Annotated in this window: 8 protein-coding genes; 6 read left to right on the top strand and 2 right to left on the bottom strand. The window is 69.6% G+C overall.

Translation table 11 applies throughout. From position 1 onward, the window contains the following. Positions 1-448: 448 nt before the first annotated feature. Positions 449-898, bottom strand: a complete 450-nt coding sequence (mce, locus tag NQ706_RS01625; RefSeq protein ID WP_038567399.1) for a methylmalonyl-CoA epimerase — start codon at positions 896-898, stop codon at positions 449-451. Between the two features lie 123 nt (positions 899-1,021). Here mce and NQ706_RS01620 point away from each other — a divergent pair, with 123 nt between their 5' ends. The 6 genes from NQ706_RS01620 to NQ706_RS01595 all read left to right on the top strand — a co-directional run bounded on the left by NQ706_RS01620 (position 1,022) and on the right by NQ706_RS01595 (position 7,243). Next, positions 1,022-2,215: an acetyl-CoA C-acetyltransferase gene (locus NQ706_RS01620; protein WP_038567402.1), complete on the top strand. Its 1,194-nt coding sequence runs from the start codon at positions 1,022-1,024 to the stop codon at positions 2,213-2,215. A gap of 25 nt (positions 2,216-2,240) precedes the next feature. Then, on the top strand, positions 2,241-3,191 hold the full coding sequence (meaB, locus tag NQ706_RS01615) for a methylmalonyl Co-A mutase-associated GTPase MeaB (protein ID WP_038567404.1): 951 nt from the start codon (positions 2,241-2,243) through the stop codon (positions 3,189-3,191). A 151-nt stretch (positions 3,192-3,342) separates the two neighbouring features. Next, positions 3,343-5,052 (top strand): FAD-dependent oxidoreductase, encoded by a 1,710-nt coding sequence (locus tag NQ706_RS01610; RefSeq protein ID WP_038567407.1) that lies wholly within the window; start codon positions 3,343-3,345, stop codon positions 5,050-5,052. Positions 5,053-5,151: 99 nt separating this feature from the next. Next, positions 5,152-5,460, top strand: coding sequence for a thiamine-binding protein (locus NQ706_RS01605; RefSeq protein WP_288756757.1), 309 nt, complete (start codon positions 5,152-5,154; stop codon positions 5,458-5,460). Positions 5,461-5,510: 50 nt separating this feature from the next. Beyond that, positions 5,511-6,014, top strand: a complete 504-nt coding sequence (locus tag NQ706_RS01600; protein WP_038570548.1) for a GNAT family N-acetyltransferase — start codon at positions 5,511-5,513, stop codon at positions 6,012-6,014. Between the two features lie 131 nt (positions 6,015-6,145). Next, complete coding sequence (locus tag NQ706_RS01595) at positions 6,146-7,243, top strand: co-chaperone YbbN (RefSeq protein WP_038567412.1); 1,098 nt, start codon at positions 6,146-6,148, stop codon at positions 7,241-7,243. A 184-nt stretch (positions 7,244-7,427) separates the two neighbouring features. On the opposite strand, the gene pgm is transcribed toward NQ706_RS01595, so the two are convergent. Beyond that, positions 7,428-9,074 carry a phosphoglucomutase (alpha-D-glucose-1,6-bisphosphate-dependent) gene (gene pgm, locus NQ706_RS01590; RefSeq protein WP_038567414.1) on the bottom strand — a complete coding sequence of 549 codons (1,647 nt, stop codon included), beginning with the start codon at positions 9,072-9,074 and terminating at the stop codon, positions 7,428-7,430. Positions 9,075-9,109: the final 35 nt, after the last annotated feature.

Genomic DNA, 9,109 nt, shown 5'->3' with positions numbered 1-9,109 from the left:
CTCCACGGATACCTCGGAGACGTCCCACCCGCCGAGTTCGAGAACGCGTTCTATGCTGTCCCCAACGACAGCAATCTGCTGATCGGAATCAAATAGCGCGAGTCTCCATCAGACCCAGGGCGCTTCAATGTTTCCTTCGTGTCATCGGGCGTGAGATTCTTGCGGCGCCCTGGCCAAGCGAAACGTGTGAAGTTGCGTAGCGCCATGTCCCGTCGCCGTCACAACGGTAGTCCTGCCCCATACGCACGTTCCAGCACACTGTCCGCGCCGCTTGCCTCGGCGCCGCCTTTGCGGGGCACGGTCGTCGGGTGACGACGCTGCGCGCCTGAACACGTCACACCCCTCAAGGGCAGCAGCACCTAACGAGCTACGCACACCCATCGCGACGTAGCTCAAACGAACGTTTTTGATACGACGCCGAGTTCTGGGGTAGAAACGATGGGCTGCCTCAGTGTCCTTCAGCCGCCGGCTCGACGAGTTCGACGAGCACGCCGCCGGCATCCTTGGGGTGGATGAAGTTGATGCGGCTGCCGCCGGTGCCGATCTTCGGCGCGTCGTAGAGCAACCGCATGCCGCGCTCGCGCAGCGTCGCGCACACGGCGTCGAGATCGCGGACGCGGTAGGCGAGCTGCTGCATGCCGGGGCCGGAGCGGTCGAGGAACTTCGCGATGCTCGACTCCGGCGACAGCGGCGCGAGCAGCTGGATGTGGCTGTGCGGGGCATCGGCCGGGCCGACCGTCATCATCGCCTCACGCACGCCCTGCTCGTCGTTCGTCTCGGTGTGCGCGCACGTCATGCCGTACGTCGACTCGTAGAAACGGATGGCGGCATCGAGGTCGGGCACCGCGATGCCGACGTGGTCGATGGCCTCGAACAAGTGCGTGATTTCGCCGGTCATGACGTCACTCTATGGTTTGCTTGGACGAGGAAGCCGGGTCAACGACGATTAACTCGGGCGATCGACACGAACCGGCGGCCGTGCGGCACCGTGACCCACGCCCGCCCGCTCACTGGAGGAACCATGACCGACACCACCGCCGTCATCGTCGCCGGAGCGCGCACCCCGATGGGTCGCCTGCTCGGCTCGCTCAAGGGCTTCTCAGGTGCCGACCTCGGTGGCCTCGCCATCAAGGGTGCGCTCGAGAAGGCCGGCGTCAAGGGCGATCAGGTCGACTACGTCATCATGGGCCAGGTGCTGACGGCCGGCGCCGGCCAGATCCCCGCGCGCCAGGCCGCCGTCAAGGGCGGCATCCCGATGGACGTGCCGGCGCTGACGATCAACAAGGTCTGCCTGTCCGGGCTCGACGCCGTGGCGCTCGCGGCCCAGCTGATCCGCGCGGGCGAGTTCGACGTCGTCGTCGCGGGCGGCCAGGAGTCGATGACGAACGCGCCGCATCTGCTCGAGAAGTCGCGCGAGGGATACAAGTACGGCGACGTGACGATGCGCGACCACATGGCCTTCGACGGACTGTGGGACGCGTTCACCGACCAGGCGATGGGCAACCTCACCGAGCAGGCCAACACCGGCGACGTCGAGTTCAGCCGCGAAGCGCAGGACGCCTTCTCAGCCGCCTCTCACCAGAAGGCCGCCGCGGCCTGGGAGAAGGGCCTCTTCGACGACGAGGTCATCCCCGTCGAGATCCCGCAGCGCAAGGGCGAGCCGGTCGTGTTCAAGAACGACGAGGGTATCCGCGCCGACACGACGACCGAGTCGCTCGGCAAGCTGCGCCCGGCCTTCAGCAAGGACGGCACGATCACGGCAGGCTCCGCCTCCCAGATCAGCGACGGTGCCGCGGCGCTCGTCGTCATGAGCAAGACGAAGGCCCAGGAGCTGGGCCTGGCCTGGATCGCCGAGGTCGGCGCGCACGGCGTCGTCGCCGGCCCCGACTCGACGCTGCAGAGCCAGCCGGCGCGCGCCATCGCGAAGGCCTGCGAGAGGGAGGGCCTCACGCCGGCCGACCTCGACGTCGTCGAGATCAACGAGGCGTTCGCCGCCGTCGGCCTGGCCTCGACGAAGGAACTCGGCCTCGACGCGGAGAAGGTCAACCCCAACGGCGGCGCCATCGCGATTGGCCACCCGATCGGCATGTCGGGCGCGCGTCTCGTGCTGACCCTCGCCCACGAACTCAAACGCCGCGGTGGTGGCGTCGGTGCTGCCGCGCTGTGCGGCGGTGGCGGCCAGGGTGACGCGCTCATCGTGCGCGTCGACGCCTGAGCGCTGACCAGGACACGGCCCGAGCATGCCGCGTGAGATCGTCGTCGACCCACTCGTCACGCGGATGCGTGACGGTGACCGGCGCGCCCTCGCGCGGTTGCTCACTGCCATCGAGAACGATCACCCGGCGCTGCCGGAACTGGGTGCAGCCATCGCCCAGTTCACGGGCCACGCCCAGATCATCGGTCTGACGGGGCCGCCCGGCGTCGGCAAGTCGACGTCGACGGACGCACTCGTCGCGGCCTATCGCGCGCAGGGCCTCAGCGTCGCGGTGCTCGCGGTCGACCCCTCGTCGCCGTTCTCCGGTGGCGCGCTGCTCGGCGACCGCATCCGCATGGTCGGTCACTCGGGTGATTCCGGGGTTTTCGTCCGCTCGATGGCGACCCGCGGCCACCTCGGCGGGCTGTCGGCGGCGGCGCCCGCTGCACTGCGGCTGCTCGACGCCGCCGGTTTCGACATCGTGCTCGTCGAGACGGTGGGCGTCGGCCAGTCGGAGGTGCACATCGCCTCGCTCGCCGACACGACGATCGTCCTGCTCGCGCCCGGGGCCGGAGATTCCATCCAGGCCGCGAAGGCCGGGGTCCTCGAGATCGCTGACGTCTTCGTCGTCAACAAGGCCGATCACGACGGCGCGGCGGCGACCGTGCGCGACCTGCGCGCCATGATCTCGCTCGGCCAGACGGGGGAGCCGGGGCAGTGGCGCCCACCGATCGTCACGACGGTCGCAGAACGCGGCGAAGGGGCGACGGACGTCATCGACGCCATCGCGACCCACCGAGCGTGGCTGAGCGAGCACGACGAGCTGAGCCTGCGCCGCCGACGTCGGGCCGCGGGCGAGATCGAAGAGCTCGCGGTGCGGCGACTGCGTGAGCGCTGGGAACGCCCCAACGCCGAGGTGAAGCTCGACGATCTCGCTGAGGCTGTCGCTCGAGGGGTTCTGGACCCCCACGCCGCGGCGCAGGCCGTCGCGGGTTGAACGTGAGGGGCTCGATGCGCGTCCGAAACCGCGCGAGAGCCCATGGCGACGAGGCGTCGCCAGAGCGTGTTCTGACGTGCGGCGACGGCCGGTATCAGCTCTGATTCCGCGGAATATCGGGGTTGTCGGCGCCGGTGCCTAGACTTGGAGCATGAAGCCTCGTACGCCCGTCATCATGCTCATTGCTGCCGCTGAGCACGCCGAAGAGATGCGGGACGAATTCGCCCACCGCTACGCCGCCGACTACGAGCTGCAACTCGTCACGACGCTCAGCGAATCGATGACGATGGCGCAGGGCCTCAACGCGCGCGGCATCCCGGTCGCGATGTTCGCCGCGACGACGCAGGTGGGCGACGCGACGGGCCTCGTCACGCTGCAGTGCCTGCATGCCGTCATGCCGGCGGCCAAGCGGGTCATGGTGCGCCTGCGCAGCGAACCGTGGGCGGTGGAGGAGCAGCGCGTCGCGCAGATCAGCGGCCAGATCGAGGCCGCGCTCCTGCTGCCGAGCGGCCCGCGCGACGAGGAGTTCCACACCGCCGTCACCGAGTTGCTCTCGGACTGGGGGTGGTCGGCGGGTGGCCCCGAGATCGAGCTCGTCAACATCGTGGCGCCCGCAGGCGACCCCAACGTCGGGGTGCTGCGCGACTTCCTCGACCGCCAGGGCATCCCGATGGGGGTCTGGCCGCCGGACGCTCCGCACGCAGCCAAGACGCTCGAGATGGCGCGTTCGCAGGGCATCGAGATCGCCTATCCGCTCGTGCGCATCGCCGAGCGCGAGGTTCACGTCAACCCTGACGTCCGTGTGCTCGGGCGCGCCTTCGGCGCCACCGTCGACGAGTTGGGTGAGGGCCACGTCGTCGACCTTGCGATCGTCGGTGCGGGCCCGGCCGGCCTCGCTGCCGCGGTGTACGGCGCGAGCGAGGGGCTGAGCACAGCCGTCATCGAGGCCGATGCCGTGGGCGGCCAGGCCGGCACCAGCTCGATGATCCGCAACTACCTGGGCTTTCCCCGCGGCATCTCGGGCATGCGCCTCGCGCAGCGCGCGCGATTCCAGGCCACCCGGTTCGGGGCGGGCATCTACTCGGCCACCGAGGTCACCGGTTTCACGCCCGGCTATCGCGGCGAACCGCACGTGCTCGAGACCGACGACGGGCCGGTCTGCGCCCGCGCCGTTCTCATCTCGACGGGCGTGGCCTACCGTCGCCTCGGCGTCGAGGAGGTCGAAGGCTTCGTCGGACGCGGCGTGTACTACGGCGCGGCGTCGTCGGCTGCCCGCGAGTGCGAGGGCGGGCACGTCCTCGTCGTCGGCGGCGGCAACTCGGCGGGCCAGGCCGCCATCCACCTCTCACGCTTCGCGCGCTCCGTCAGCATCGTCGTGCGTCGCGACGGGCTCGCGGAGACGATGTCGGACTACCTCATCCGCGAGATCGAGGCGAACCCGCGCATCGTCGTCAAGACGAATGCGGAGATCGTCGGGGCGAGCGGCACCGATCGGCTGCAGCACGTGACGATCCGCTTCAACGAGAATGACCAGGAGCTGACGGTTCCCGCCTGCGGGCTGTTCCTCCTGCTCGGCGCGCACCCGTGCGTCGACTGGCTCGACGGCACCGTGGCGCGTGACGCCAAGGGTTTCGTGCTCACCGGTCGTGACGTGCCGCAGGAGTTCTGGCGTGACGGGCTGCCCCCGGAAGCGCTCGCGACGAGCGTGCCCGGCGTGTTCGCCGCAGGCGACATCCGCGCCGGGTCGATGAAGCGCGTCGCCGCGGCGTCCGGTGAGGGCGCGGGGGCCGTGACGCTCGTTCACCACTGGCTGGAGGCCGTCGTGACGGGGACCTGCGACCCAGACGCCTGCGCGAGCTGATCCTGCCGGGCCCAAGACGCGACGCTCGTCGCACGCCGCGCGGGGTGACCGACGTGCGAACCTGACTGCATCGTTCCCATCACCTTCGAGGAGATCATCATGCTCGTCGCTTTCTCCGTCGCACCGTCGACGACGGACGACCCGGACGGTTCCGTCAGCAAGGCGGTGACCGCAGCCATCCGCGTCGTGCGTGAGTCGGGCATCCCGAACCGCACTGACTCGATGTTCACGACCCTCGAGGGGGAGTGGGACGAGTGCATGGACGTCATCAAGCGCGCCTGCGGGGCCGTCCAAGTCGCGTCCCCGCGCGTCTCGCTCGTGCTGAAGGCCGACATCCGCCCGGGCTACACCGGCCAGCTCGACGCGAAGGTCGAGCGCGTCGAAACCCGGCTCGCCGAGTCGAACTGACGCCCGGACCTCGCCGGGCGCGGATAATGACCACGAGAGAGGACGTCGACATGACCATCGACGAGCGCTACGAGATCCGTGGCCTGACAAGCGATGACGCCGACGAGCTCGCCCAGCTCCACGTCACGATCTGGCGCGACACCTACACCGGGCTCATCCCGCAGGAGAAGCTCGACGGGCTCGATCCCGTCGACGGTGCGAAGCGCTGGCGCGCGTGGTTGACCTCCGCCGAGGCGCCTCGGGTCGTCGGGGCATTCGACCGCTCGAGCGGTGCGCTCGTCGGGTGGATCTGCATCGGCAAGGCCCGCGACGACGACGCGCCCGCGGAGGTCGAACTGCAGGTGCTCAATCTCGACACGGCGCACCACGGCACGGGTCTCGCGCACGAACTCATGACACGCGAACTCGGCGACCAAGAGGCCTACCTCTGGGTCGTCGACGGCAACGATCGTGCGCAGGCGTTCTACCGCAAGCACGGGTTCGAACTCGACGGCGTCGGCAAGGACGACACCTCGGGTTCGTACGACCTGCGGATGGTGCGCTTGCGGGGCTGACGGCCCGGGCGCGAGGACCGGCCACGGAGTGACGGTCCGACCCGAGGGACGCGACTCACCACGCGTGGCCAGGTGTTCGCTGTGCGCGATCATGCGTCGCCCGCCCCGGCGCGCCCTGCAACAATGAGGGCATGTCGAATCAGCCGTTGAACGCCGCGTCGCTGCGCGGTGCCGTTGACCTGTCCTCGCTCAAGAAGCCGCAGGGCGGCGCTCCTGCCGGGCGCCCCGCATCGGCCGCTGGCGCACCGACCGGCAGCGCTGGCGCTGCGGCGCCGGCAAACGCGCCGAGCGCTGCAAATCCCGGGCAGGCCCCCATACCGCAGGGCGCCGACGACGCCGTCATCGCCGAGACGTTCCGTCGCGACGGTCTTGTCGTCGACGTGACAGCCGAGAACTTCCAGGGCCTCGTGCAGCAGTCGGTGCAGCACCCCGTCATCATCGCGATCTGGGCGGGTTCGCAGCCGGCGTCCCTGGCGCCCGTCGCTTCGCTCGCGCGTGCGGTGCGCGCGCAAGAGGGGCGCGTCCTCATGGGCGTCGCCGACCTCGACACCGCGCCCGAGATCGGTCAGGTCTTCGCTCAGCTGTCGCAGCAGGCCGCGCAGCAGGGCCAGCCGGGGCAGATTCTCGCGGCGGCCTTCGTCCAGGGCCAGCCGATCCCGATCCCGCCTGTCGTCGAAGACGCGCAGACGCGCGAGCTCGTCGACCAGATCGTCCAGATCGCTGTGCAGAACGGTCTTGCGGGCCGCGTGGCGAACTACGACCCGAACGCAACGGGCCAGGCCGGCGCCGAGGGCGGCGAGCATGCCGAGCCCGAGCTGCCGCCGCTGCACCAGCTCGCGTACGAGTCGATCGACAAGGGCGACTACGACGGCGCCATCGCCGCGTTCGAGCAGGCACTGACGGAGAACCCGAAGGACGAGGAGGCGCGTCTCGCCCTCGGCCAGGTCAAGCTCATGCAGCGCACGCAGGGCGTCGACCTCCAGGCTGCACGTGACGCCGCCGCGAAGAACCCGGCCGATGTCACCGCGCAGACGCAGGTCGCCGACCTCGACGTCCTCGGTGGCCACGTCGAAGACGCGTTCGCGCGTCTCGTCGACGTCGTCAAGGCGACCTCCGGCGACGAGCGCAACGCCGCGCGCGAGCACCTCATCGGGCTGTTCGACGTCGTCGGCGCCACCGACCCGCGCGTCAAGAAGGCACGCACGGCGCTGATGTCGGCGCTGTACTGACAGCCCCGACGGGCCGGGCGACGTCTGGCAACAACGCACTGACCCCTTGCGTGCAAGTGCACCCGGGTGCACTTGCACGCAGGCTCGTAGCCGCCCCTGCTGTCGGCGGTGGGTGACGGACACGAATGGAGGGCTCGCTCCACCTGGAGCGAGCCCTCCATTCGTATTGGGACGGAACCGAGCCTCAGTTGCCCAGGGCTGCCGCGACGACGTCCTTCGCCTCAGCCTGCACCTGCGCAAGGTGTTCGGGGCCCTGGAACGACTCGGCGTAGATCTTGTAAACGTCCTCGGTCCCCGACGGGCGCGCGGCGAACCAGGCCGAATCAGTGACGACCTTGAGGCCGCCGATTTTCGCGCCGTTGCCGGGCGCCTCCGTGAGCTTGGCGATGATGGGCTCGCCGGCCAGCGTGTCCGCCGTGACGGCCTCGGGCGTCAGTGCACCGAGCTTGGCCTTCTCCTCGCGCGTGGCGGGGGCGTCGACGCGCGCGTACGCGGGTTCGCCGTGCTTTGCCGTCAGCTCGCCGTAGAGCTGCGACGGCGACTTGCCCTTCGTCGCCTTGATCTCCGAGGCGAGCAGCGCGAGCAGGATGCCGTCCTTGTCCGTCGTCCAGACGGAGCCGTCGAAGCGGCAGAACGACGCACCCGCCGACTCCTCGCCGCCGAACGGGCCCGAACCGTCGAGCAGGCCCGGCACGAACCACTTGAACCCGACGGGCACCTCGACGAGCGTACGGCCGAGGTCATCTGCGACGCGGTCGATCATCGAACTGCTGACGAGCGTCTTGCCGATGAACCCGTCCTGGCGCCACTGCGGGCGCGCGCCACCGTAGAGGTACTGGATCGCGACCGACAGGAAGTGGTTGGGGTTCATGAGCCCCGCGTCGGGCGTGACGATGCCGTGACGGTCCGAATCGGCGTCGTTGCCCGTCGCGATGTCGTACTTGTCGCGCTCGCCGATGAGCGACGCCATCGCGTTGGGGGAGGAGCAGTCCATGCGGATCTTCTCGTCCCAGTCGAGCGTCATGAAGCGCCACGTCGGGTCGACGAGCGGGTTGACGACGGTGAGGTCGAGCGCGTGACGCTCCGCGATCTCACCCCAGTACGCGACGGCGGCGCCGCCGAGCGGGTCGGCGCCGATGCGCACGCCGGCGCGCTTGATCGCGTCGAGGTCGACGACGTTCGGCAGGTCGTCGACGTACGTGCCGAGGAAGTCGTAGCGCTGGACCTTGCCCATCGCCTGCGTCAGCGGCGCGCGCTTGACGCGCTTGAGCCCGTCACGGATGTGCTCGTTCGCCGCGGCGGCGATGACCTTTGTCGCGTCCGAGTCGGCCGGGCCACCGTGCGGCGGGTTGTACTTGAACCCGCCGTCGGCGGGCGGGTTGTGCGAGGGCGTGACGACGATGCCGTCGGCGAGACCCGAGCCGTTCGTCAGATCCTTGCCCTTGTTCGCGCGCAGGATGGCGTGGCTGACGGCGGGCGTCGGCGTGTAACCGTCACGATCGTCGATGAGGACGGTGACGTCATTGGCGACGAGCACCTCGATGGCGCTCGTCCATGCGGGCTCGGACAAGGCGTGGGTGTCGCGGCCGAGGAACAACGGCCCGTCGAAGCCCTGCGAGCGGCGGTAGTCGACGATCGCCTGCGTCGTCGCGAGGATGTGCGCCTCGTTGAACGCGGTCTTGAGGCTCGAACCGCGGTGCCCCGACGTGCCGAACGCCACCTGCTGGTCGACGTTCTCAGGGTCGGGCGTCAGCGTGTAGTACGCCGTGACGAGGTGGGGGACGTCGATCAGGTCACGAGGTTCGGCCAACTGGCCCGCGCGGTTGCTCATGCCTTCATCCTGCCCTCTTTGAGCGGCGACGTAAA

The organism is Dermacoccus sp. BD5 (genome assembly GCF_044878485.1).
GTDB classification, from domain to species: domain Bacteria; phylum Actinomycetota; class Actinomycetes; order Actinomycetales; family Dermatophilaceae; genus Dermacoccus; species Dermacoccus nishinomiyaensis.
The sequence above is the reverse complement of the archived record's forward strand: the minus strand, read 5'-3'. Positions and strand labels throughout refer to the sequence as shown.

Bases quoted from the DNA above. Each gene is read 5' to 3' on its own strand.
- NQ706_RS01595 (WP_038567412.1), top strand. From the start codon at position 6,146: ATGTCGAATCAGCCGTTGAACGCCGCGTCGCTGCGCGGTGCCGTTGAC.
- meaB (WP_038567404.1), top strand. From the start codon at position 2,241: ATGCCGCGTGAGATCGTCGTCGACCCACTCGTCACGCGGATGCGTGAC.
- NQ706_RS01610 (WP_038567407.1), top strand. From the start codon at position 3,343: ATGAAGCCTCGTACGCCCGTCATCATGCTCATTGCTGCCGCTGAGCAC.
- NQ706_RS01600 (WP_038570548.1), top strand. From the start codon at position 5,511: ATGACCATCGACGAGCGCTACGAGATCCGTGGCCTGACAAGCGATGAC.
- NQ706_RS01620 (WP_038567402.1), top strand. From the start codon at position 1,022: ATGACCGACACCACCGCCGTCATCGTCGCCGGAGCGCGCACCCCGATG.
- mce (WP_038567399.1), bottom strand. From the start codon at position 898: ATGACCGGCGAAATCACGCACTTGTTCGAGGCCATCGACCACGTCGGC.
- pgm (WP_038567414.1), bottom strand. From the start codon at position 9,074: ATGAGCAACCGCGCGGGCCAGTTGGCCGAACCTCGTGACCTGATCGAC.
- NQ706_RS01605 (WP_288756757.1), top strand. From the start codon at position 5,152: ATGCTCGTCGCTTTCTCCGTCGCACCGTCGACGACGGACGACCCGGAC.